Source organism: Ensifer sp. ENS09, assembly GCF_014852425.1.
Taxonomy (GTDB): Bacteria; Pseudomonadota; Alphaproteobacteria; order Rhizobiales; family Rhizobiaceae; genus Ensifer.
Window position 1 is genome coordinate 71,635 of sequence record NZ_JACVBP010000005.1, and the last position, 24,067, is coordinate 95,701.

A 24,067-nucleotide genomic window follows, 5' to 3' on the forward strand; every position below is an offset into this window, starting at 1 on the left:
TCACGCGGCGTTGGAGGCGGGCGCAAGCGCGCTTGGCGCCGCGTGTGACCGGGCGTTTTCTGTGTCGCCGCCGCGTTCGGTTGCGTCAGCCGCCGCCGGGTTCGCCAAGGCGGCGAACAAGAATGGACAGGGCCGCGTCGCCCATGGTCGCGGCCCCGACATCGCCGACGCCCGGCGCTGCAACCATGGATAAGTTGTCTTCGACACCGGCGGCGCGATGGCCGCCCCGTGCTTCGGCATGGGCGTGCTCGATAGCGCCGCCACATAGCGGCGCTTGAGCGAGGGGGAAAGGCGTCAGGCGAGCCAGGCCGGCAGCCGCGCCGGAACGCGGCCGGTGAGCGCTGCCTCGACGCAGTCGGCAAGGTTGCTGAAGCGCACGGCGCGACCGGAAAGACCGGGACCGTAATGGGCGTATTTACCGGAATTGGTCATCAGCGCCCGGGTCTTGGTCGGAAAGACCGGTTCGGAAATCGAGCACCAGCAAAGATCCGGCAGCACCTGGATGCCGCTTTCTTCAAGGCGGGCAAGCAGACCTTCGTCGCGCGCTGCAGCGATCGCGTCTCGTCCGGCGGTGACGATGACGGCGACGTTGCTATCGCGCTTGCGGCCGTCGAAGGCTGTGGCCAGCGCGCGGCATTCCTCGAGCGACGCATGCGGGCTGCCGATGGCGACAAGCTCGACCTCCGCCGGACCGTCGTTCAGGAGCGACCAGGCAGCGGCCATGTCGGCGCGCGTGATCGTCGTGTGGTCGGCATCCTTGGCGGCGGCGCCTTCCGCTTCCGGGGTCACGCCCTCCACATGCAGCATCGGGGATGCAGACGTGGTGCCGAAGGCAGCGCAAAGCGCCTTGAGGTCGTCACGCGACGGGCGTGCCGATGCAAGACCGCGCAACAGCGGAATACGGTCGGGCGCTGCCTTGCCGGCGAGGTAGCCGATCAACGGCCAGAAGGCATCGTCGATATTCTCAGGCAGTTCCACGTCGATGACGCGCGTCGCCTTGCGCGGCGCGTCGAGATAGACGCCCGAGAGCGGTGCACGACCGGTGAGCGCAATGCAGAGATCGAGAAAATCAGGGTGTTTGGCCGTGCGCGCGCCGAGCACCGTGTTGGCGAATATGACGGCGTTCGATTCCGCCCAGGCGATGGCTTCGCCGGATTTCGGCGCGCTGTCGAGCAGATAGGGCGAGCAGGTGAAGGTCGGGCGGCAGCCCATGCGCACATAGGCGTCGGCAAGCCTTGCTGCCGGATCGCCGAAGCTCTCCGGCACGCCCTGCGCCTGCCAGTTGGCACGGTCGACCGAGATCGCGTTCATGGTTGTCGCCACGCGAACCTTGGCCCCCATGTTCGCCATCTTCTCGGCGAAGGTGAGGTTTGCCGGGCTCGCATAAATGCAGCCGTCGATATGGCCCTGGACCACGTCGATGAGCTTTTCCGCACCCTGCTGCGCCGCCATCGCCGCGATGATGCGCATCGCCTGTTGCACGGCGACGCCGTCACGACCGTCGAGCATGGCGCGATCGTCGTCGGTGAGATCAAGCGCCGTCATTGCCGGCGGAGCGACCGGAATTGCCAAGCCATCGGCTTCGATTGCCGTATCGCTGATACGCGCGGTCTTTGCCTCAGCCAGCGCCTTGAAGGCGTCGCGCGAAAGCCGCAGCACCGGCAGGGATTTTCCGAACATTTCGGCCGCGATCAGCGCGCCGAGCGTCAGCACGTCCTCGGCTTCCGAGAAGACCAGGGCCGCCGGCGCACGGCCGGTCAGCGCCATGTCGAGCAGCACGCCTGAACCGGTGCAGGAGCCGCGGCTCGACGGCATCATCAGGATGCCGTCGGTCAGACAGAGGCCGTGCAGCGGATGGTGCACGTCGATCACCCGGCCCGTTGCCGGATCGACCCCGCCCCAGAAGCTCAGGGCCTCCTCAGTGGCGATGACGGGGCCATCGGCGGAGCCGGAAAGAATGCTGCGGGCGGAGATCGATTGGGTCATTTTACGACAAATCCATGGGCAAAGGGGTCGCGGTCATCGATGAAGATCGTGTTGATGCCGGTCATGCGGGCCCAACCGGCGATCGAGGGAATGATGGCTTCACGGTCGGCGACCTTGGTCGCCGCCTCGACACGGCCCTTGAACAGCGAACCGATGATCGATTCATGCACGAACTCGTCACCGACCTTGAGCTTGCCCTTGGCGGCAAGCTGGGCCATGCGCGCCGACGTGCCGGTGCCGCAGGGCGAGCGGTCGATCGCCTTTTCGCCGTAGAAGACGGCGTTGCGCGCATGCGCTTCTGCCTGCGTTGGCTTGCCGGTCCACTGGATGTGGCTGAGGCCCTGAATTTCCGGGTGCTCCGGATGCACGAACTCGTATTTGGCGTTGAGCGCCGTGCGGAGCTTCGGGCTCCAGCCGACAAGTTCTCCGGCCGTATGGTCGGCCATGTCGCGAAAGTTCTTCTGCGGTTCGACGATGGCGTAGAAGTTGCCGCCATAGGCGACGTCGACGACGATCTCGCCAAGACCCTCGACTTCAGCCGTCAGCCCCTCGGCGTAGAGGAAGCCCGGAACGTTGGTGAGGCGCACTTCTTCGACGAAGCGGCCTTCCTGGCGATAGGTGATGTCGACCTTGCCGGCCGGCGCGTCGATTGAAAGCTTGCCCGGTTCGCGCGGCGTGATCAGGCCGTTTTCGATCGCCATGGTGATGGTGCCGATCGTGCCATGGCCGCACATGGGCAGGCAGCCCGACGTTTCGATGAAGAGCACCGCCACGTCGCAGTCCGGCCGGGTCGGCGGATAGAGGATCGAGCCCGACATCATGTCGTGGCCGCGCGGCTCGAACATCAGGCCGGTGCGGATCCAGTCGAACTCCCGCAGGAAATGCGCCCGCTTCTCCAGCATGTTGGCGCCTTCGAGCCGCGGCCCGCCGCCGGAAACGAGGCGGACTGGATTGCCGCAGGTGTGGCCGTCGATGCAGGAGAAGGTGTGATTGGCCATGGTCTAAACTCTGTCAGAAACGTTGGGGCGAGAAGGAGCTGATATCGATCGCCGGCCGCCGGCCGGTGAGCAGGTCGGCAACGAGCCGGGCGGTGCCGGCCGATTGCGTGAGACCAAGATGGCCGTGGCCGAAAGCGTAGACGACGCGGCCCGAGGCGCGGGCGCGGCCGATCGCCGGCAGGCTGTCGGGCAGCGACGGGCGGAAACCCATCCATTGCACGCCGCCCCCGCTCTTGAAGCCGGGCAGGAAGGTCTGCGCCTTCTTCAGCATGGCCTCCGAGCGGCGGAAGTTCGGGGGCAACTTCAGCCCGCCGAGTTCGACGGCGCCGCCGACGCGGATGCCGGTCGAAAGCCGCGTCACGACGAAGCCGTGGCCGCCGAAGGTGACCTGGGTGCGCAGGTCAAAGGCATCCTGCGGCAGGGTGGTGTTGTAGCCGCGCTCGGTTTCAAGCGGGATGCGCTCGCCAAGCGTGCGGGCGACCTGGTGCGAGAACGCGCCGGCCGAAAGGACGACCTGCTCCGTCCGCCGGGTCTTGCCGTCGGCCATCACTTCGACGCCGCCTTCGACAGGCTTTAGCGCCGTGACCTCGGCGCGCTCGATCACGCCGCCCTTGGCGCGGAAATGGTCTGCCAGCGCCAGCGTGTAGAGCTTGGGATCGGCGATCGAATACCAGCCGGGGGTAAAGGTGCCATGGGTGAAGCGCGATGCGAGACCGGGCTGGATCTCGGCCATCTCGGCCGCGCCCATGTGCCGGAATTCGATGCCGTGTTCGGCGCGCGCGGTCCAGCCGGGAAGCGAGGCCTTCAGCTCGGCGTCGCTTTCATAGACCTGCAAATTGCCTTCCTTGCGCAGCATCGGCAGCGTGCCGGTCTCTGCCAGGAACGGTTCGAGTTCCGCCTTGGAGAGATCCATCATCGCCGTCTGCGCGGTCGTCGAATGGGCGACACGGCTTGCCGAGCAGGCGCGCCAGAAGCGGAACATCCATGGCGCAATCTGCGCGGCATAGGCCGGCGGCACACTCAACGGGCCGAGCGGGTCGAGCAGCCACTTCGGCGCCTTCTTGAGGATGCCGGGCGAAGCGAGCGGCAGGATGTCGGTGAAGGCGAAGGCCCCGGCATTGCCCGCCGAGGCACCCGCTGCCGGACCTTCCCGGTCGAGCACGGTGACGGAAAGTCCCCGTGCCTGGGCGGCAATGGCCGCAGAAAGGCCGACAACGCCGGCGCCGATGACGATGACGTCAGGCTGAACTGCATTCTTCATGATCGGCTCAGTGCGTCGCTGCCAGGAACTTCTGGAGTTCCGGATCCTTCGGCGCGCCGAAGAGCGCCTCCGGTGCGGCGATTTCCGCCATCACGCCCTTGTGGAAGAAGGCGACGCGGTCGGAGACTTCGCGGGCAAACTTCATCTCGTGGGTGACGCAGATCATCGTCATGCCTTCGGAGGCCAGCATGCGCAGCGTGTCGAGCACTTCGCCGACGAGCTGCGGGTCGAGCGCCGAGGTCACTTCGTCGAACAGCATGTATTCCGGCGACATGGCGAGCGCGCGGGCGATCGCCATGCGCTGCTGCTGGCCGCCCGACATGCGGGTCGGATAGACGCCGAGCTTCTCGCCGAGGCCGACGTGGGTGAGCTGCTTGACGGCGATTTCCTCGGCTTTCTCCTTGGAAAGGCCGAGCACCTTGCGCGGCGCCAGCGTGACGTTTTCAAGCACGGTCAGGTGCGGGAAAGCATTGAATTGCTGGAAGACGATGCCGAGCTTGCTCCGCAGCTTGTTGAGGTTCGTTGATTTCGCGTGGACCTCGGTGCCGTCGACCAGGATGCGGCCGGAATCGATCGGCTCGAGACCGTTGATGCAGGTGAGCAGCGTCGATTTTCCGGAACCGGAGCCGCCAATGATGGTCAGCACCTCACCCTTGTTGACGGTGAGGTCGATGCCTTTGAGAACCTCCAGCGAGCCGAAGGATTTGCGAACGTTCTGGATCTCAATCATTGGACCACCGTTTTTCAAGGTAACCGCCGAGCCGGGCGATTGGGAAGCTGATGAGGAAGTAGATGGCGCCGCAGATCAGAAGGATCAGCAGCGGTTCCTGCAGGCGGGTGACGAGAACCTGCGAGGCGCGCAAGAGTTCGATCAGGCCGAGCCAGAGCACGAGTGCGGAGTCCTTCATGACGCCGAGCGTCAGGCCGATCCAGGACGGAAGCGAAACGCGGGTCGCAAGCGGCGCCACGATGTAGCGCATGTCCTGCCACCAGGTCATGCCGAGCGAACGGGCCGCACGGCGCGTCGTCGGCGGTACCGACGAGATGCCGCCGCGAACGATCTCGGTGCAATAGGCGGCCGTATAGAGCGACAGCACCACGCAGGAGGTCGTGAACGGCGCCCAGCCGAGCTTGGCGATCGCCTGGAAGGCGTTGGCAAGCACCAGCTGGATCAGCAGCGGCACCGAGCGGAAGATGTCGAGCACGAAGGTGAGCGGGGCGGCCCAATAGGGGCCGACCTGGTTGCGCACGACGCCGAAGATGATGCCGAGCACGGTGCCGGCGGTAACCGAGACGGCGGTAACCGCGAGCGTCATCAGGGCGCCTTGCAGCAGGAAGCCGAGATCAGCGAGGGTGAGGGCGGTATTGAACATCTCTCACCTCTCCTTAATAGCGGAACATGCGCGCGGCGAGCAGGCGCGCGCCCAGCGTCACGGCCTTGGCAATCAGGTAGTAGATGACTGCCGCGATCGCGAAGAATTCGAAGGTGCGGAACGAACGGGCGTTCAGTTCCTGGGTGATGCCGGCAAGGTCGGTGTTCATTCCGACGGTAACGCCAAGCGAGGTCATCAGGATTGCCCAGACCATCTGGTTCGTCACCGGTAGGAAAGCGATGCGCAGCATCTGCGGCATAACGATGTAGCGGAACGCCTGAACCGGAGTCATGCCGAGCGAGCGGCCGGCCCGTGTCTGGGTATCCGGAATGGCCTTGAGCGCGCCGCGGAAGTTTTCCGCGAGATAGCCGGCGTTGTTAAAGGCAATCCCGACGAGCAGCGCCGTGTAGGGGCTCAGGTGGATGTTGAAATTGCCGAGGCCGAAGTGCGCCATGTAGATCTGGAACAGCGCCGGCGTGTTGCGGGCGATCTCGATCCAGGCGATGGCGAAGCCACCGAGGATGCGATTGCCGGACAGGCGGCAGGCCGTGAGCGCCAGCGCCAGTGCCAGGCCGATGACCATCGAGAGCAGAGCCACCTGCAAGGTGACCAGCGCTCCATCGAGCATCTGCGGCAGGGCCTTCAGCGCCTGATTCCAATGAAAGGTATAGCTGAACATGTTTCGTCTCACCTCTTCGGAAACGAATAGCGGCGCGAAGCTAGACTTCGCGCCGCCAGATAAACGGCATATTAGCGGTAAACGCCCTTAGCCGTAAGGTCCGGAAGTTCGCCGCCGACCCACTTTTCGTAAAGTTCAGCGTAGCGGCCGGTGCGGACCTGCTGGTTGATGAAGAGGTTGAGGAAGTTGATGAAGCCGTATTCTTCGCGGTTGGTGAAGAGCGCAACGTAGTCGGTGTCGAACGGAGCCTTGCCGACGACGGAGATGCCGGCGAACTTGCCGCCCTTCACGTTGGCCTGGGCGACCGTCGAGGTCGAAACCGTGGCGTCGATCTGACCCTGGCTGAGCGCGAGGAAGACGTCGGCCTGGGTCTGGTACGGACGGAACTCGCCGGCACCCCATTCCTTGACCTGCTTTTCGAGCGCGATCGCCTCGAACGTGCCGGCGGTCGCGCCGACGGTCTTGCCCTTCATGTCTTCGAAGGACTTGACGCCCGACTTGTCGTTGGCGGTCACGGCCATTTCGAAGGCGAAGTAGGGGATCGTCATGCCGACGGTCTTTGCACGCTCAAGCGTGTCCGAGGTCGAGGCAACGCCGACGTCGACACGGCCCGACATCAGAGCGGGAATACGCTCCGGGAACGGGGTCTCGACGATTTCGGCGGTGACGCCGAGGGCCTTTGCGAGATCGTTGCAGTAGTCGACGTCAAAACCGATCGGGTTGTTGTTCTCGTCGCGAGAACCCATCGGCGGGAAGTCGAGCACCACTGCGCAACGCAGCGTACCCGAGCCGATGACGTCATCCAGCTTGTCGGCATGGGCCTGGCTGGTCAGAGCAGCGGCCGCAACGAGGCCGAGCGCGAGCACCGAAGTCTTCATTTTCTCTCTCCCTGAAATGAGTGCCGTTTGACGGCTGAGGCACTATTCCGTTTTAGAGAGCACAAATCAATAGAAAAATACAATTAGTATACAAAAAGTATAAGTTCATAACGCAGAACGCACGCAGGCATCCCATTTGTTTCGCGAAATGGGATGCCTGCGAAGCGATCTGTCGTGTCTTGCGGCTGCGTGCGGCAAGCCACCCGCAGCGTCTGCCGGCGCCTTAGCCCTGGAAATCCTCGGGCAGCAGGCCTTCCGGCATGTTCTGGTAGGCGACCGGACGCAGGAAGCGGCGGATCGACATCGTGCCGACGCTGGTTGCGCCGAAGTTGGTCGATGCCGGATAGGGGCCGCCATGCACCATGGAATCCACCACCTCGACACCGGTCGGGAAGCCGTTGACGAGCACGCGGCCGGCCTTGCGCTCGAGGATCGGGCGCAGGCGGCGGGCGGTCTCGAGATCAGCCGCATCCATGTGGATGGTGGTGGTCAGCTGCCCCTCGAAACCGCGGGCAAGCTGTTCCATCTCTTCGGTCGAACCGACGCGGACGACGAGGCCGAGCGGGCCGAAGACCTCTTCGCCGAGCGCGTGGTCGGCAAGGAACTGGTCGCCCGTGGTCTCGAACAGGTTCGGCGAGACCGAGCGGCCGGAAGATTCGGTCGTCAGCAGCGGCTTTACGGTATTGCGGCTTTCAAAGCGCGCCTGGCCGTCGTGATAGGCCTTGGCGATGCCGTCCGTCAGCATCGTCTGCGGCGCGACCTTGCCGAGCGCCTCGACGGCGGCCGACGTGAAGCGGTCGGCATCGGCGCCTTCGACAACCACGGCGATACCGGGGTTGGTGCAGAACTGGCCGGCACCCATGGTCAGCGAGCCGGCCCAGCCCTGGCCAAGACCTTCGGCGCGTGCCTTCAGTGCTTCCGGCAGCAGGAACATCGGGTTGACCGAGCCGAGTTCGCCGAAGAACGGGATCGGTTCCGGACGGGCGGCGCAGAGATTGAAGAGCGCGCGGCCGCCGGCGAGCGAACCGGTAAAGCCGACGGCCTTGATCAGCGGATGCTGCACCAGCGCTTCGCCGACCTGGCGGTTGCCGCCCTGGATCAGCGAGAAGACGCCCGGGTGGACGCCGGTCTTGCGGATGGCGGCTTCGACGGCCTGCGCGACGATTTCACCGGTGCCCGGATGGGCCGAGTGGCCCTTGACGACCACGGGGCAGCCAGCGGCAAGGGCGGCAGCCGTGTCGCCGCCGGCGGTCGAGAAGGCCAGCGGGAAGTTCGAGGCGCCGAAGACAGCGACCGGGCCGATCGGGCGCTGGATGAGGCGGATTTCCGGGCGCGGCGCCGGCTGGCGCTCGGGCAGGGCCGCATCGAAACGGCGGTCGAGATATTCGCCCTTCTCGATGTGATCGGCGAAAAGGCGGAGCTGGCCGGTGGTGCGGCCGCGTTCGCCCTGGAGACGCGCTTCCGGCAGGCCGGTTTCCTGGGTACCGATCTCGGTGATGGCTTCGGCGCGTGCTTCGATCTCATCCGCGATGGCGCGCAGGAACGCAGCGCGCTCGGCGCGGGTCGAATAGCCGTAGCTCAGGAACGCTTCTTCGGCCGCTTCAGCGGCGCGGTTGACCAGCTCTACCGTGCCGGTGGCGAACTGATGGACCGGCCCGTGGGCGGGTGCGGATGCGAAGGTACCCGCGCCGTCGAGCCATTCGCCGGCGACAAGGTGTTTTCCTTTGGGGGTGAAGGCCATCTGCCGATCCTTTCGTTCGATCCCGGATTGCCTTTTCTGGCAGAGGGGATCATGGCTGAATTGCACTTGTCAGATCTTTGTATACTATATGTATGCAGAACATCAATCGCCTGACTGGCCCTTCCGGATCAGGCGCAGCATTTGAGAGGGAGAGAGATGAGCGAAACCAATACCCTGACGATCGCAGCACTTTTCGAGCGCGTCGAGGCGATCTTCCTGAAGGCGGGGCTCAACGCCATTCAGGCCGGTGCACTGGCCCGGGTGATCGTCGCCGGCGAGCGCGATGCCTGCAAGTCGCACGGCATCTACCGCATCGAAGGGGCGCTTCGCACCGTCAAGGCGGGCAAGGTGAAGCCAGATGCCGTTCCGGAGCTCGATACGCAGGAAGGCTCGGCCATCGTCAAGGTCAACGCCAAGGGCGGTTTCGCCAATCCGGCCTTCGAACTCGGCCTGCCGGCGCTGGCCGAACGTGCCCGCAGGCTCGGCATTGCCGCGCTCGTCATCAATGATTGCACCCATTTCTCGGCACTCTGGCCGGAAGTGGAAGGCCTGACCGGCGAGGGACTTGCCGGCCTCGTCATGTGCCCAAGCTATGCGACCGTTGCGCCGACCGGAGGCAACAAGCCGCTGCTCGGCACCAACCCCTTCGCTTTCGGCTGGCCGCGCGAGAACAAGCCGCCCTACGTCTTCGATTTCGCGACTTCGGTTGCCGCCCGCGGCGAGATCGAGCTGCACCGCCGTGCCGGCAAGCCTTTGCCAGAGGGCTGGGCGATCGATGCTGAGGGTAATCCGACCACCGACCCGGAAGCAGCGCTTGCCGGCGCCATGCTGCCCTTCGGCGGCCACAAGGGTTCGGCGATCGGCACCATGGTCGAGCTTCTCGCCGGCATCATGATCGGCGACCTGACGAGCCCGGAAGTGCTCGACTATCTCGGCACGACGACGCTCGCACCCTTCCACGGCGAACTGATCGTCGCCTTCTCGCCGGAAAAGTTTGCCGCCGGCCGTCCGGGCGATCCTTTCGCCCGCGCGGAAGTGCTGTTCGAAGCGATTGTCGGCCAGGGCGCTCGCCTGCCGTCGCAGCGCCGCTTCGTCGCGCGCGCCAAGTCGGAGGCCGAGGGCGTCGTGCTCAATACCGCCGAAATGGAGCAACTCGACCGCTTGCTGGCTCTCGGATTGGATGCCGTCGCGTAAGCGACGGCTGACCTTTCCGCGGTTTCTTCGCTGCGCCGCCATCGCCGTCGATAAAAGAAGGCCCTCTCAACCGGAGGGCCTTTTCTGCGAGAGGCGCCCCCCACTCGCCCTCTTCATCTTCCCGCTCGTGCCGGAATCCAGTGACCCGATATCCATCAGGTCTAAGGACTCTTTCACCTGCTGGAACCTGTGACAGGCACAGGAATGAGGGAAATCTTGGCTGGTCCTTGCGATGCAAACGCGGCTTGCGGTCTTGAACGGTTCGACACAAAAAAAAGGCCCTCCAACCGGAGGGCCTTTCTGGTTTTACGGGCCGATATTGATAATCAGGCCTTGTACTTCTGGACGGCGCCCGGGAGCTTGCTCCACTCGCCGTACCAGCTGTTGAACAGCTTGAACTGGGCTTCGACGTAGCCGCGCTGGCTGTCGGAGAGAACGTCGCTCTCGTTGAAGTGCAGCGTGTATTCCTTGTCGCCCTTCAGCACCATCATGTGCTTGAAGTAGAGAACGAGGTCCGGGCCTTCGTCGAAGGACGAGAGCACGGCGAGCGCCTGCTCCAGTTCCAGTGCGCGCAAACGGGCGTCGACGTCGCCTTCGGCGGCGGCACGCGACAGGTTGCACATGTGGATGACTTCCTTCGGCAGGACGCAGCCGATGCCGGTGATCGCACCCGTTGCGCCGCAGTTGACGAAGCCATGGAACACGGCTGTGTCGACGCCGATCATCAGCGAGACGCCATCGTCACGGCTGGTGATGTTTTCGGCCGCATAGCGCATGTCGGCAGCGCCGCCGAACTCCTTGAAGCCGACGAGGTTCGGATGTTCGGCGCGCAGCGCGAAGAACAGGTCGGCGCGGGTGGCGAAGCCGTAGTAGGGGCTGTTGTAGATGACAGCCGGCAGGCTTGGAGCAGCCGAGAGAATGGCCTTGAAGTGGTTCTTCTGGGCAGCGACGACCGAGCCACGCGACAGAACGCGCGGGATGACCATCAGGCCCTGCGCGCCGACCTTCTCGGCGTGCGCTGCATGTGCGACGGCCGAAGCGGTGTTGACGGCGCCGGTGCCGACGATGACCGGGATGCCGGCCTTGACCAGGCGTTCGACGCCTTCCATGCGCTGTTCGTCGGTCAGGAGCGGCCAGTCACCCATCGAGCCGCAGTAAACGACGGCGGACATGCCCTGAGCGATCAGCTCCTTGCCCTTGCGCACCAGCGCGTCGAAATCGGGGGTGCGGTCTTCCTTGCAGGGGGTCATCAGCGCCGGGATGACGCCGGTGAAAATCTGAGCCTTCATCTGAAACTCCTCTCGGGCTTTGTCTTCAGGGCAGCGGCGCACCTACGCCCCTGCCTTTGATCTAGACAATAGCCGTTTGTATTTTATTTGTCGACAAGAAAAATACAAAAGCCGCTACAGGGCGATGTCGAGCTTGCTATTGCGGGCAAAAAGCTTCTGCACCTGCTCGACGATCTGCTCCGCATGCGCCTTGCCGAGCCGATCGGCAGCCTCGACGTCGCGCGCCGCGATCGCCGCGATCATGGCCGCGTGCTCGTCGACGAAACGCTGGGGGAACTGCTCGTCATAGGACTGGTAATAGAGACGCAGGATACGCCGCCCTTCGTCGAGCAGTCGACGAAACAGGCTGGTGAAGTAGGGGTTGCGTCCGCTTTCCGCGATTGCCGCATGGAAGGCGGCGTTGGTGGCGATCATCGTCAGCGCGTCGCGCGTCTGCACGGCTGCCGCATAATCTTCGTGGAAGCCGCGAATGATCGCCAGGTCTTCCGGCCTATGGTTCTGCGCCGCAAGCCTTGTCGTGACGCGGTACATCAGCACCAGCGCATCGAAGAACGGATTGAGATTGAGGAAGTCGATGTTCGCCACCATCGTCGAGCGGTTCGGCAGCGTGTCGATCAGTCCTTCGCCGGCAAGGCGCACCAGCGCTTCGCGGATCGGCGTGCGCGACATCTTCAGCCGTTCGGCAAGCTGCACTTCGTCGATCGGGCTGCCTGGCGGCAGCACCAGGTCGAGGATCTCGTCGCGCAAGAGGTCATAGACCATCTTCACGCCGGAGCCGCGCTTGCGCTCGGGGATGGGGCTGTTGTCGGTGTCGATATCGGTCATGTCAGATTCCTTTGTCGACAAAAGAAATACTTGTCTCTGCCGCAGGGATCAACCGTTTCCGTGATGGGTGCATGGTGGCGGGAATATCCAAATACGTGTGTTTGCCTTCAGCGGCACTTTGTTGAAGGCCCGGCGCGGTTGCAACGCGCGTTGTTATAAAAGCGCTGTCTGGAAACAGGTTTGTGCAATCGGGCTGCCCGCACCGGCGGCAGACCCGGCGCTTTCTGTCGACCCATGCATTTCCCACATGGGAGCGCTGAGTTTTGAGCGCTGCAACTTACGGAAAGCCTGAGCTATAAGGTGTTCATCGAAGTGAAACGAGGCGCCACGGACTGGCAGCCAGGCTTCGAAAGCCCATTGAAAGGGGGATCAAATGAACATCGCACGCTCCATCAACAACTGGCGCAAGTACCGTCAGACGGTCACCGAACTGGGCCGCATGTCGAACCGCGAACTTCGCGACCTCGGCATCGAACGCGCCGACATCGACCGCGTCGCACGCACGGCCTTCGCCCGCTAAGGCGACCCACATAGACTGAAGAATTGCCAAGCGCCTGCATCTCCTGCGGGCGCTTTTGCTTTTTGGCGCCTTCATTGCGCCATTGTCGTCGCACACATCGCTGGCACTGCGATTTGATTAATCGATTACTCCATTAATCGCACCTCTCGCCGCTTCCCGCGGGCGCGTGTTCCTTCAAGAGATAAAGTGCCATGCCGTCGTTTTCCCCTGAGATTACCGATTTCTGGAGCGCATCCTTTGTGGGCGATGTACTCGCAAGCGCGGATCGGTTCACCGTCACGGTCAATTCCGACTTCGAGGAGGACAGCCCGGCCATGGTGCTGCACACCGCTGAAAACGGCGTAAGGGCCGTTCTGTCGCCGGGGCTCGCCGCCGCGCTGTCGCCGACGACGGGACAGGTGACGCCCGCAAGGTTGTGCGCGCCATCAGCCGGGCTGCGCTTGAAAGGGGCTACCAGCCGCAATATCGCTGCCAGCTCGACAACCATGCGTCGGTGGCGCTTGCCGGAGCCGCGGGCTTGACGCTTTTCGGCCAATGGGAAGCGCCCTCCGAAGAGGGCTGGGACGCGGCTCGACGAGTATGCCGGAGCGTCAAAACGATGCTGACAGAATCTGGCAGGGGTCGCGCGTAAAGTGGTCGCAGGATAAGAGATCGAGGGATTGCAGATGTCGGCGCAGGATATGTTTCAGATGGGTGCAGCAAACAGGTCGGGCGAGCGCAATTTCTGGATCGGCGCGGTTTCCGGCGATGACCTGCAGCATGCTGCGGAAGACGGATTCTCTCGCTTTGGCTACGGCTACGGCAATGTCCAGGCGATGACGCGCATGAAGGCGGGCGACGGCTTCATCGGTTATGCGCCGAACGCTGCCTTCAATGGCCGGGCGGGGCTCGCCTGTTTTGCCGCCATCGGCGTCGTCAAGGAGCGCCCGCCCTACTTCTTTGCCATGGGCGGTGTCGCGCCGCATCGCGGCGACATCGACTGGGCCGACAGCATGGAGGCCCCGGTTCGCCCCTGGCTCGACAGCCTGGAGTTTGCCGAAGGCAACCGCAACTGGGACCAGAAGCTGCGTGTTGGTCATCTCGCCATCAGCGAGCGGGATTTCCGCGTGATCGCGCGGGCCATGCATGCCGACCTCGGCATGGTTTTCCCGAGGGCGTCGGCCTATCGCCAGCAACTTGCCGGCTGACCGCCGTCGCCCTCAACCCGTTAACAGCACCGTCGCTTCTTCCCCCGTGTCGACCGGTTGCTCCACGGAGCCGGCCGGCACGCTGGCATACATGCCTGTGGTTCTGAATTCGGTCGGGCTCAGCCCGAACGAGCGGCGGAAGACCTTGGCGAAGTAGTTGGGATCCTCGAAGCCTGAGAGGATCGCCACTTCCTTGACCGGCAGGCTTGCCGTTTTCGTCAGCAGTTTGACCGCGCGCTGCAAGCGCTTCTGCAGCACATATTCGGCCGGCGCCATGCCTTCGCTGGCGGCAAAGACGCGGGAGAAATGCGCCCGGCTCAGACCCGACACGCGCGCCAGTTCCTCTACCGGAAGCGGGTTCTGCAGGTTGTTCATGATGTGGTCGACGACGCGGTGCATCGTCCTGTGCTCATGGCTGAACACCGGATGCGAGCCGAAGACGTCGTCGTAGAGCGCCATCGCCGCCTCATAGGCAATCGCCGAAGCTCTGCCCGGCGTCTCGCCGCCGCGGATCAGGCGCAGGCTGCAGTCGGCCAGATGTTCGATCGTTTCCGGTTGCAGCTTCAGGACCGGGCCGGTGACGGCAAGCAGGGCGCGGTGGATGCGCAGCGCCTCGTCGCCGTTCATCGAGATCCAGAAAAACTCCCAGCGCCCGCCATCTTCCAGCCAGTAGCGATGATTGTGCGGCACCAGCAGCAGCAGCGTCTCGCCCCCGCGTACCCGATAGCTGCGGTTTTCGTAACGCAGGTTTCCGGCCCCCGCGATTGTGTGCTGCAGCACGGTGAAGGGCGTGTTTCCGCGCTTTCTGCCGTCCCAGTCATAGGTCGCATTGTTGCGGATTTCATAGCCGGTGCTGGTCGGCATCGCATGCAGGCTCTGGCGTCCCCGCGGCAGCGAAACCGTGCGCATAATCGGGCCGTTGTCGATCAAATCTTGCAGCATAAAATTACCCATGAAAGCACAATACCGCTCTGGCGGGGTCGGCGATTATACACATAATGACCGCCAACAGCGCAACAGGCGGTGCTTTCGGCCCGTAGAAAATGAGGGGATGCATCGAAGTTGCGCGTAGAGACGGTGAGAAACCGTGAATTGATTTTACCCTTTGTCAGAAATGCATGCAGTTCATGAGGAGTGAGGGCATGGCAACGTTCAAGATCGCCATCATCGGCGCCGGCAGCATCGGCTTCACCAAGAAGCTGTTCACCGACATTCTCGCCGTGCCGGAATTGCGCAACATCGAGGTTGCGCTGACCGACCTCAGCGCCCGCAATCTGGAAATGATCAAGGCGATCCTCGACCGGATCGTCGAGGTCAACCGCCTGCCGACGAAGGTGACGGCAACCACCGACCGGTTGAGGGCGCTGGAAGGCGCCCGCTACATCATCAGCTGCGTGCGCGTCGGCGGTCTCGAAGCCTATGCCGACGACATCCGCATTCCGCTCAAATACGGGGTCGACCAGTGCGTCGGCGATACGATCTGCGCCGGCGGCATCCTCTACGGCCAGCGCAACATCCCCGTCATCCTCGATTTCTGCAAGGATATCCGGGCCGTCGCCGAGCCGGGCGCGAAGTTCCTGAATTATGCCAACCCGATGGCGATGAACACCTGGGCGGCGATCGAATACGGCAAGGTCGACACGGTCGGTCTTTGCCACGGTGTCCAGCACGGCGGCGAGCAGATCGCCGAAATCCTCGGCGCCGGCGAGGGCGAACTCGACTACGTCTGCTCCGGCATCAACCACCAGACCTGGTTCGTCGATGTCAGGCTCAAGGGGCGCAGGATCGGCAAGGACGAACTGGTCGCGGCCTTCGAAGCGCATCCGGTGTTCTCCAAGCAGGAAAAGCTCCGGATCGACGTCTTGAAGCGTTTCGGCGTCTATTCGACCGAGAGCAACGGCCATCTCTCCGAATATCTTCCCTGGTATCGCAAGCGCCCGGAGGAAATTACCCGCTGGATCGACATGTCGGACTGGATCCACGGAGAGACCGGTGGTTACCTCCGCCATTCGACCGAGACGCGTAACTGGTTCGAAACCGAGTTTCCGCAGTTCCTCGAAGCGGCCGGAAATCCGCTCGATCACAACAAGCGCTCGAACGAGCATGCAAGCCATATTCTCGAGGCCCTGGAAACAGGCCGGGTCTATCGCGGCCATTTCAACGTCAAGAACAATGGCGTGATCACCAACCTGCCCGCCGACGCGATCATCGAATCCCCCGGCTTCGTCGATCGTTTCGGCATCAACATGGTATCGGGCATCACCCTTCCTGAGGCCTGTGCTGCCACCTGCCTTTCCTCGATCAACGTCCAGCGCATGTCGGTCCATGCAGCCGTGACCGGCGATCTCGACCTTCTGAAGCTGGCGATGCTGCACGATCCGCTGGTCGGCGCGATCTGCACGCCGGACGAGGTCTGGCAGATGGTTGACGAGATGGTGGTCGCGCAAAGCCAGTGGCTGCCGCAATACGCCCACGCGATCGATGGTGCGAAGGAGCGGCTTGGCCGCGCCACCGTCAAGACTCGCGAGTGGAACGGCGCCGCGCGGCGTCAGGTGCGCTCGCTCGACGAGTTGCGCGCCGAGCGCCAGGTCCGCGCCGCCGGCTGATGATTGCAGCGCTGCTTGCGTGAGGAGACGCAAGCAGCGCTGCCTGAACTGCAGACTTTACAAGGAGGAGGCCGCGTTCCGGCGCGGCGAAAGAGGGAGAATCTGAGCCAATGACCAGCCACAGACTGACGAAAATGGCGAGCCTGCTGCTTGTCGGCATCTCGACCTTTGCCTTGGAGGCGGCCGCCTCCGAGCCCACCGTCGTGCCGCAGCAGCCGGCATTCCCGGCCGAGGGCAAGATTACCTATGTGCCGCGCGACTCGATCGCCGAATTCAAGGCGCTGCCGGAATACAAGGAACCGGCCTGGGTTACCGAGAAATACGTCAAGACCGGCAAGCTGCCGCCGGTCGCCGAGCGGCTGCCGAAGGAGCCGATGGTCTTCAAGACCGGCAACATGCCCGACGGCGTCGGCGTCTATGGCGACACGCTGCGTCACGTGATCGGCGGTCGGCCGGAAGGCTGGAACTACTCGGCCGGCCAGAGCCAGGGCTGGGGCGGCATCGATATCGGCATGTCCGAATGCCTAACCCGCACGGCGCCGCTCTTCCAGGTGGAAGCCAAGGACGTCGAACCGCTGCCGAACCTCGCCAGGAGTTGGGACTGGTCTTCTGACGGCCACAAGCTGACGATGCATCTGGTCGAGGGTGCCAAGTGGTCGGATGGCGACCTATTCGACGCCGACGACGTGATGTTCTACTGGGAAGACAACGTGCTCGACCCGAGCGTGACGCCGCTGAACGGCGCAACGCCCGAGACTTTCGGCGCCGGCACGACGCTGAAGAAGATCGACCAGTATACGGTCGAATGGACCTTCAAGGAGGCGTTCCCGCGCCAGCATCTCTATGCCATGGCCTACGGCACCTTCTGCCCCGGCCCGTCGCATATCCTCAAAGCCAAGCATCCGAAATATGCCGGCACCACCTATGACCAATACAAGAATGCCTTCCCGCCGGAGTATATGAACATCCCGGTCATGGGCGCCTGGGTGCCGGTCGCCTATCGCCCCGACGATATCATCGTATTGCGCCGCAACCCCTACTACTGGAAGGTCGACGAGGCGGGCAACCAGCTGCCCTATATCAACGAGCTGCACTACAAGCTCTCGACCTGGGCCGATCGCGACGTGCAGGCAATCGCCGGCTCCGCCGATCTTTCCAACCTGGAGCAGCCGGAAAACTTCGTCGAGTCGCTAAAGCGCGCAGCGCAGGACACGGCTCCCGCTCGCCTCGCCTTCGGCCCGCGCCTTATCGGTTACAATCTGCACATGAACTTCTCGGCCAACGGCTGGGGTGAGCCGGACGAACGCGCCCAGGCCGTGCGTGAGCTCAACCGCAACGAGGATTTCCGCAAGGCCGTGACCATGGCCGTCGATCGCAAGAAGCTCGGCGAGGCGCTGGTGAAGGGCCCCTTCACGGCGATCTATCCGGGCGGACTTTCCTCCGGCACCAGCTTCTACGACCGGGAGTCGACCGTCTACTATCCCTTCGATCTTGATGGCGCGAAGGCTCTGCTTGAGAAAGCTGGCCTGAAGGACACCGACGGCAACGGCTTCGTCAATTTCCCTGCCGACAAGGCCGGCGGCAAGGACGTGGAGATCGTGCTTCTGATCGACAACAGTTACGCGACCGACCGCAACCTCGCCGAAGGCCTGATCGGCCAGATGGAAAAGCTCGGCCTCCGGGTGGTCCTGAACTCGCTTGACGGCAAGCAGCGGGACGCAACCAACTATGCCGGCAAGTTCGACTGGATGGTTCACCGCAACGCCGCCGAATATGCCTCCGTCGTGCAAAACACGCCGCAGTTGGCGGCCGCCGGTCCGCGCACCAGCTGGCACCACCGTGCACCGGAAGGCGGACAGCTTGACCTGATGCCCTTCGAACAGGAACTCGTCGACATCATCAACAAGTTCATCGCCACCAACGACAATGCCGAGCGCGCGGAGTTGATGAAGCAGTATCAGAAGGTCGCGACGACGAATCTCGATACGGTCGGCCTTACCGAATATCCGGGCGCGCTGATCATCAACAAGCGCTTCGCCAACGTGCCGACCGGAGCGCCGATCTTCATGTTCAACTGGGCCGAGGACACGATCATGCGCGAGCGCCTCTTCGTCCCCTCGGACAAACAGGGTGATTTCGAGCTCTTTGCCGAACAGCTTCCGGGCAAGCCCGGCGACAAGGGCTTGAGCAACTAACGCAACCGCTCCTCCGGCTACAGGCCGGAGGAGCGCTCGATCACCCCAACGACAGAAGGAAACGGCATGTTCAGGTTTCTGCTTGTCCGCCTCGCCTCTGCCATTCCGGTGCTGCTTGTCTTGAGCGTGGCGACCTTCGCCATCATCCAGGCGCCGCCCGGAGACTATAGCGATTACATTCGTTCGCAGCTGATCAACCAGGGTGGCGCGTCCTACGAGGAGGCCGAAGCCCAGGCGCAGGCCTATCGCAAGGAGCATGGTCTCGATAAGCCGCTGCCGGTGCAATACGTCAACTGGATGACCGGCATCCTGACGCGCGGCGATTTCGGCCACAGCCTCTATTACAACAAGCCGGTTGCCGATGTCGTCGGCGAACGCCTGCCGCGCACGCTGGCGCTGGCGCTCGTCTGCCATATCCTCGCGTCGATCATCGGTATTTCCTTCGGTATCATCGCCGCCACGCGGCAATATTCCTGGATCGACAGCCTGCTTTCGACGGTTGCCTTCCTCGGCATGACGGTGCCGCGCTTCCTGATGGCGCTGATCATCGTCTATATCCTCGTCTTCCACTTCAATGTCAGCGAAATCAACTCGTTCCACTCGGCCCGCTATGGCGGCGCACCCTGGTCGTGGGACAAGTTCGTCGATCTGGTCAAACATGTCTGGCCGGTCGTGGCGATCGCCACCTTCGGCGGCCTCGCCTACAACATGCGGGTGATGCGCGGCAATCTGCTCGACACGCTCAACGCCCAGTATGTCGAAACCGCCCGGGCGAAGGGTTTGAGCGAAGGCGCCGTCGTCATGCGCCATGCCGTTCCGAACGCGCTGCATCCGCTGATCATGTACCAGGGTGTCGTGCTGCCCTACATGCTGACGGGTGAGATCGAGACGGCGATCATCTTCGCGCTGCCGACCGTCGGTCCGGCCATCGTCGGCTCCATGTGGGTGGGCGACGTCTATGTCACCGCCACCTTCATGCTGGTGCTGTCGGCAACCCTCATCCTCGGCAATATCATCGCCGACATGCTGCTGGCCGCACTCGATCCGCGCGTGCGTCTCGGAGGAGCCCCGGCATGACCGCTGAGATGCAAACGACCATTCCGCTCGTCGTCGAACCCAAGAACGAGCAGCACAACGAAAGCTATCCTGCGCTCGTCTGGCGCCGGCTGAAGCGGTCCTGGACCGGCATGCTCGGCCTCGTCCTTGTCGGTCTGCTGATCTTCATGGCGGTCTTCGCCGACTTCCTGTCGCCGGTCGATCCGAAGGCCACGGGTGTCGCCTTCGCGCCGCCGCAGGCGATCAGCTTTAGCGACAAGGACGGCAATTTCGTCTTCTCGCCGCGCAGCTATCCGCTCAGTGAAGGCACCGAGCTTGACCCGATCACCTTCCAGCCGATCATCGGCCCGGATTACGACAACCCGCAGATCCTCGGTTTCTTCGTCAAGGGCGCGCCCTACCGCCTTTTCGGCCTGATCCCGGCCGAACGGCATTTCTTCGGCGCGGTCGATGGTTCGCCGGTGCATCTGCTCGGCACCGACAAGTTCGGCCGCGATGTGCTGTCGCGCATTCTCGTCGGATCGCGCATCTCGCTGATGATCGCGCTGATCGTCGTCTCGATCGTCACCGTTGTCGGCACCACCGTCGGCATGGCGTCCGGCTATTTCGGCGGCCGCTTCGACGTCTGGACGCAGCGCTTCGTCGAGCTGGTGCTCGCCTTTCCGCAACTGCCGCTCTACCTGGCGCTGACCTCGCTGATCCCGGTGACGGCGCCGACCAATGTCTTCCTCGCCTTCGTCATCATCGTCATGTCAGCGCTCGGCTGGGCGCAGATGTCGCGCGAGGTGCGCGGCAAGACGCTGGCGCTTGCCCGCATCGACTATGTGCGGGCGGCGATCGCCGTCGGCGCCAGCGACCGGCGTATCATCTTCCAGCATATCCTGCCGAACGTGATGAGCCATGTGATCGTCGCCGTCACGCTGTCGATCCCGCAGGTGGTGCTGCTCGAATCCTTCCTCGGGTTCCTCGGTTTTGCGGTCAAGCCGCCGCTCATTTCCTGGGGCCTGATGTTGCAGGACACCTCCACCTATTCCGTCATCGGATCCTATCCGTGGATCCTGTCGCCCGTCGCCTTCGTGCTTGTCACCGTCTTCGCCTTCAATGCCCTTGGCGACGGCCTGCGCGACGCCATCGATCCCTATTGAGGAGGACGCATCATGTCTGAAGCAATCGACGTCCTCACCGCTGCGCCTTCCGAGCGCAGGGACCTTGCCGAACGCGATGGCCGGCCGGTCATCGACGCCCGCAATGTCGCGGTTCGTTTCAAGGTCGAGCATGGCACGGTGGACGCGGTGAAGGACGTGTCCTTCCAGCTTTACCGCGGCGAGACCATCGCCATCGTCGGCGAGTCCGGCTCGGGCAAGTCGGTCACCGCGCGCAGCGTCATGGGGTTGCTCTCCAAGCGCGCGACGATCGCCGCCCAATCGCGCATCGAATATGACGGCAAGGACGTGTTGAAATTCTCGCCACGCGAACGCCGCGCCTTGCGCGGCAACCGACTGGCGATGATCTTCCAGGAGCCGATGAGTTCGCTGAACCCGGTCTATACGGTCGGCACGCAGATCATCGAGGCGATCCGGGCGCATCGCCGGATGAGCCGTCGTGCGGCGACCGAGCGGGCGCTCGAACTGCTGCGCCACGTGAAGATCCCGGATCCGGAGCTTCGCATCAACCAGTATCCGCACCAGCTCTCCGGCGGCCAGCGCCAGCGGGTGATGATCGCCATGGCGCTCGCCAACGATCCGGATGTGCTGATCGCCGACGAGCCGACGACGGCGCTCGACGTCACCGTCCAGGCGCAGATCCTCAACCTCATCCGAGACCTGCAGCGCGAGCTCTGCATGGCGGTGATCCTGATCACCCACGACCTGACGGTGGTTCGGCAGTTCTCGGACTACGTCTACGTGATGCAGCATGGCGAGGTGAAGGAGCACAACACCACCGCGGCGCTGTTTGCCGATCCGCTTCATGCCTACACGAAACGGCTGCTCTCGTCGGAGCCTTCCGGCGCCGCCAAGCCGTTGCCGGACACGGCGCCGATCGTGCTCGAGGGGCGGGACGTGAAGGTCTCCTTCATGCTGAAGAAGGGCGGCCTGTTCCGCTCGCAGTTTTCTGAGTTGGTCGCGGTCGACAGGCTCAGCCTCAACCTGCGCAAGCACGAGACGCTCGGGCTCGTCGGCGAATCCGGCTCCGGCAAGACGACCTTCGGCCAGGCGCTGATCCGCCTTCTCAACGCCGATGGCGGCGAAGTCTTCTTCGACGGCATCCCGATCCACGACAAGGACCGTACCCAGATGCGGCCCTTGCGCTCGCGCATCCAGATCGTTTTCCAGGATCCGTTTGCCTCGCTCAACCCGCGCATGTCGATCGGCCAGATCATCGAGGAGGGCCTGGTCGTCAACGGCATCGGCGCAAACCGCAAGGAGCGGGTCGACCGGGTGGTCGATGCGCTCACCGCCGCCGGCATGCCCGGTAATATCCTGTCGCGCTTTCCGCACGAATTCTCCGGTGGCCAGCGCCAGCGCATCGCCATTGCGCGCGCCATCGCGCTCGAGCCGGAATTCATCCTGCTCGACGAGCCGACCTCGGCGCTCGATCTTTCTGTCCAGGCCCAGATCATCGAACTCTTGCGCAAGCTGCAGGACGAGCGGGGCTTGAGCTACCTCTTCATTTCCCACGACCTCAAGGTCGTGCGCGCGCTCTGCCACCGGGTGGTGGTGATGCAGCACGGAAAAATCGTCGAGGAGGGGCCGGTGAGCGAAATTCTGTCCAATCCCAAGACCGCCTACACCGAAAGGCTCGTGAGAGCCGCCTTCGATGTGGCAGCATGACCGCTAGAAAGCAGAGGCAATCCATGACCAGACAACCCAAGATCACCTTCATCGGCGCCGGCTCCACCGTCTTCATGAAGAACATCATCGGCGACGTGCTGCAGCGCCCGGCGCTGTCGGCCGCAACGATCGCGCTGATGGACGTCAACCCGGAGCGCCTCGGCGAAAGCGAGATCGTCGCCGGCAAGCTGGTGCGCACGCTCGGCGTCAAGGCCAAGATCGAGACCCATTCGAACCAGAGACAAGCGCTCGAAGGGGCCGATTTCGTCGTCGTCGCCTTCCAGATCGGCGGCTTTGAGCCCTGCACGGTCACCGATTTCGAAGTGCCGAAGAAATACGGCCTGCGCCAGACGATCGCCGACACGCTCGGCGTCGGCGGCATCATGCGCGGGCTTCGCACCGTGCCGCATCTCTGGAAGATCTGCGAGGACATGCTACAGGTCTGCCCGAACGCGATCCTCTTACAATACGTCAACCCGATGGCGATCAACACCTGGGCGATCTCGGAGAAGTTCCCGACGATCCGCCAGGTCGGCCTTTGCCATTCGGTCCAGGGCACGGCCTACGAGCTTTCGCGCGATCTCGATATCCCGGTTTCGGAGATCCGCTACCGCGCCGCCGGCATCAACCACATGGCCTTCTTCCTCAAGTTCGAGCACAAACAGGCCGATGGCAGCTTCCGCGATCTCTATCCGGATCTCGTGCGCGGCTATCGCGAGGGCCGCTTCCCGAAGCCCAGCCATTGGAACCCGCGCTGCCCCAACAAGGTGCGCTACGAGATGCTGACGCGGCTCGGCTATTTCGTCACCGAAAGTTCGGAGCACTTTGCCGAATACACACCCTACTTCATCAAGGACGGCCGGCCCGACCTGATCGAGAAGTTCGGCATTCCGCTCGACGAGTATCCGAAGCGCTGCGTCGAGCAGATCGAGCGCTGGAAGGGGCAGGCGGCCGCCTTCAAGGAGGCAGAGACGATCGAGGTGGCCGAGAGCCACGAATACGCTTCCTCGATCATGAATTCGGTCTGGACCGGCGAGCCCTCTGTCATCTACGGCAACCTCAGGAACAACGGCTGCATCACCTCGCTGCCCGAGAACTGCGCCGCGGAAGTGCCCTGCCTGGTCGACGCCTCCGGCATCCAGCCGACCTTCATCGGCGACCTGCCGCCGCAGTTGACCGCGCTGATCCGCACCAACATCAACGTCCAGGAGCTGACGGTCGAGGCGCTGATGACCGAAAACCGCGAGCATCTCTACCACGCGGCAATGATGGATCCGCATACGGCGGCCGAACTCGACCTCGACCAGATCTGGTCGCTCGTCGACGACCTGCTCGTCGCCCATCGCGACTGGATCCCGGAATGGGCACGCGTGTCGAAGAAGGTCCAAGCAGCCTGATTTTTCTCCCGATCAGGCCGCGTCGAGCCCCGGAACTTCATGCCCTCTTCC

The 24,067-nt window shown here is 63.5% G+C and carries 21 protein-coding genes; 10 read left to right on the forward strand and 11 right to left on the reverse strand.

The genetic code is table 11. From position 1 onward, the window contains the following. Positions 1-294: 294 nt before the first annotated feature. From IB267_RS24935 to IB267_RS24970, 8 genes are all read right to left on the reverse strand, one after another. Complete coding sequence (locus IB267_RS24935; protein ID WP_192450112.1) at positions 295-1,986, reverse strand: aconitase X; 1,692 nt, start codon at positions 1,984-1,986, stop codon at positions 295-297. Further along, complete coding sequence (locus tag IB267_RS24940) at positions 1,983-2,984, reverse strand: 4-hydroxyproline epimerase (protein WP_192450113.1); 1,002 nt, start codon at positions 2,982-2,984, stop codon at positions 1,983-1,985. The genes IB267_RS24935 and IB267_RS24940 overlap by 4 nt, the downstream gene beginning before the upstream one ends. A 13-nt stretch (positions 2,985-2,997) precedes the next feature. After that, on the reverse strand, positions 2,998-4,245 hold the full coding sequence (locus tag IB267_RS24945) for an FAD-binding oxidoreductase (RefSeq protein ID WP_192450114.1): 1,248 nt from the start codon (positions 4,243-4,245) through the stop codon (positions 2,998-3,000). Positions 4,246-4,252: 7 nt separating this feature from the next. Beyond that, the gene (locus IB267_RS24950) at positions 4,253-4,975 is read right to left on the reverse strand and encodes an amino acid ABC transporter ATP-binding protein (RefSeq protein ID WP_043612991.1); all 723 of its coding nucleotides are present in this window, start codon (positions 4,973-4,975) and stop codon (positions 4,253-4,255) included. Next, positions 4,968-5,618, reverse strand: coding sequence for an amino acid ABC transporter permease (locus IB267_RS24955; protein ID WP_034798414.1), 651 nt, complete (start codon positions 5,616-5,618; stop codon positions 4,968-4,970). The genes IB267_RS24950 and IB267_RS24955 overlap by 8 nt, the downstream gene beginning before the upstream one ends. A 13-nt stretch (positions 5,619-5,631) precedes the next feature. After that, the gene (locus IB267_RS24960) at positions 5,632-6,297 is read right to left on the reverse strand and encodes an amino acid ABC transporter permease (RefSeq protein WP_192450115.1); all 666 of its coding nucleotides are present in this window, start codon (positions 6,295-6,297) and stop codon (positions 5,632-5,634) included. Between the two features lie 71 nt (positions 6,298-6,368). Beyond that, complete coding sequence (locus IB267_RS24965) at positions 6,369-7,175, reverse strand: transporter substrate-binding domain-containing protein (RefSeq protein WP_113540836.1); 807 nt, start codon at positions 7,173-7,175, stop codon at positions 6,369-6,371. A 223-nt stretch (positions 7,176-7,398) separates the two neighbouring features. Next, complete coding sequence (locus tag IB267_RS24970; RefSeq protein WP_192450116.1) at positions 7,399-8,916, reverse strand: aldehyde dehydrogenase (NADP(+)); 1,518 nt, start codon at positions 8,914-8,916, stop codon at positions 7,399-7,401. A 156-nt stretch (positions 8,917-9,072) separates the two neighbouring features. On the opposite strand from IB267_RS24970, the gene IB267_RS24975 reads away from it, so the two are divergent. Further along, positions 9,073-10,110, forward strand: a complete 1,038-nt coding sequence (locus IB267_RS24975) for an Ldh family oxidoreductase (RefSeq protein ID WP_192450117.1) — start codon at positions 9,073-9,075, stop codon at positions 10,108-10,110. A gap of 326 nt (positions 10,111-10,436) precedes the next feature. On the opposite strand, the gene IB267_RS24980 is transcribed toward IB267_RS24975, so the two are convergent. After that, positions 10,437-11,399, reverse strand: coding sequence for a dihydrodipicolinate synthase family protein (locus tag IB267_RS24980; RefSeq protein WP_043612977.1), 963 nt, complete (start codon positions 11,397-11,399; stop codon positions 10,437-10,439). A 114-nt stretch (positions 11,400-11,513) separates the two neighbouring features. Further along, positions 11,514-12,224, reverse strand: a complete 711-nt coding sequence (locus IB267_RS24985; RefSeq protein ID WP_043613006.1) for a GntR family transcriptional regulator — start codon at positions 12,222-12,224, stop codon at positions 11,514-11,516. A gap of 373 nt (positions 12,225-12,597) precedes the next feature. Here IB267_RS24985 and IB267_RS24990 point away from each other — a divergent pair, with 373 nt between their 5' ends. The 3 genes from IB267_RS24990 (at position 12,598) to IB267_RS25000 (ending at position 13,931) form a co-directional block, all read left to right on the forward strand. Further along, positions 12,598-12,744 carry a DUF1127 domain-containing protein gene (locus tag IB267_RS24990; RefSeq protein ID WP_064817045.1) on the forward strand — a complete coding sequence of 49 codons (147 nt, stop codon included), beginning with the start codon at positions 12,598-12,600 and terminating at the stop codon, positions 12,742-12,744. A gap of 191 nt (positions 12,745-12,935) precedes the next feature. Next, positions 12,936-13,265, forward strand: a complete 330-nt coding sequence (locus tag IB267_RS24995) for a hypothetical protein (protein ID WP_210336004.1) — start codon at positions 12,936-12,938, stop codon at positions 13,263-13,265. 168 nt (positions 13,266-13,433) lie between these two features. Beyond that, positions 13,434-13,931, forward strand: coding sequence for an EVE domain-containing protein (locus IB267_RS25000; protein ID WP_192450118.1), 498 nt, complete (start codon positions 13,434-13,436; stop codon positions 13,929-13,931). Between the two features lie 12 nt (positions 13,932-13,943). Here the strand turns inward: IB267_RS25000 and IB267_RS25005 are convergent, their stop codons facing one another. Next, entirely contained in the window at positions 13,944-14,885 is a 942-nt protein-coding gene (locus tag IB267_RS25005) for an AraC family transcriptional regulator (protein WP_043623554.1), read from the reverse strand. Positions 14,886-15,073: 188 nt separating this feature from the next. On the opposite strand from IB267_RS25005, the gene IB267_RS25010 reads away from it, so the two are divergent. The 6 genes from IB267_RS25010 (at position 15,074) to IB267_RS25035 (ending at position 24,016) form a co-directional block, all read left to right on the forward strand. After that, positions 15,074-16,537 (forward strand): alpha-glucosidase/alpha-galactosidase, encoded by a 1,464-nt coding sequence (locus IB267_RS25010; protein ID WP_192450119.1) that lies wholly within the window; start codon positions 15,074-15,076, stop codon positions 16,535-16,537. 110 nt (positions 16,538-16,647) lie between these two features. After that, on the forward strand, positions 16,648-18,732 hold the full coding sequence (locus IB267_RS25015; RefSeq protein WP_192450120.1) for an ABC transporter substrate-binding protein: 2,085 nt from the start codon (positions 16,648-16,650) through the stop codon (positions 18,730-18,732). A gap of 66 nt (positions 18,733-18,798) precedes the next feature. Next, entirely contained in the window at positions 18,799-19,809 is a 1,011-nt protein-coding gene (locus tag IB267_RS25020) for an ABC transporter permease (protein WP_192450121.1), read from the forward strand. Next, positions 19,806-20,933, forward strand: coding sequence for an ABC transporter permease (locus IB267_RS25025; RefSeq protein WP_192450122.1), 1,128 nt, complete (start codon positions 19,806-19,808; stop codon positions 20,931-20,933). Before IB267_RS25020 ends, IB267_RS25025 begins: the two co-directional genes overlap by 4 nt. Before the next feature lie 12 nt (positions 20,934-20,945). Further along, entirely contained in the window at positions 20,946-22,619 is a 1,674-nt protein-coding gene (locus tag IB267_RS25030; RefSeq protein WP_192450123.1) for an ABC transporter ATP-binding protein, read from the forward strand. 23 nt (positions 22,620-22,642) lie between these two features. Continuing rightward, complete coding sequence (locus IB267_RS25035; protein ID WP_192450124.1) at positions 22,643-24,016, forward strand: alpha-glucosidase/alpha-galactosidase; 1,374 nt, start codon at positions 22,643-22,645, stop codon at positions 24,014-24,016. Positions 24,017-24,067 lie beyond the last annotated feature (51 nt).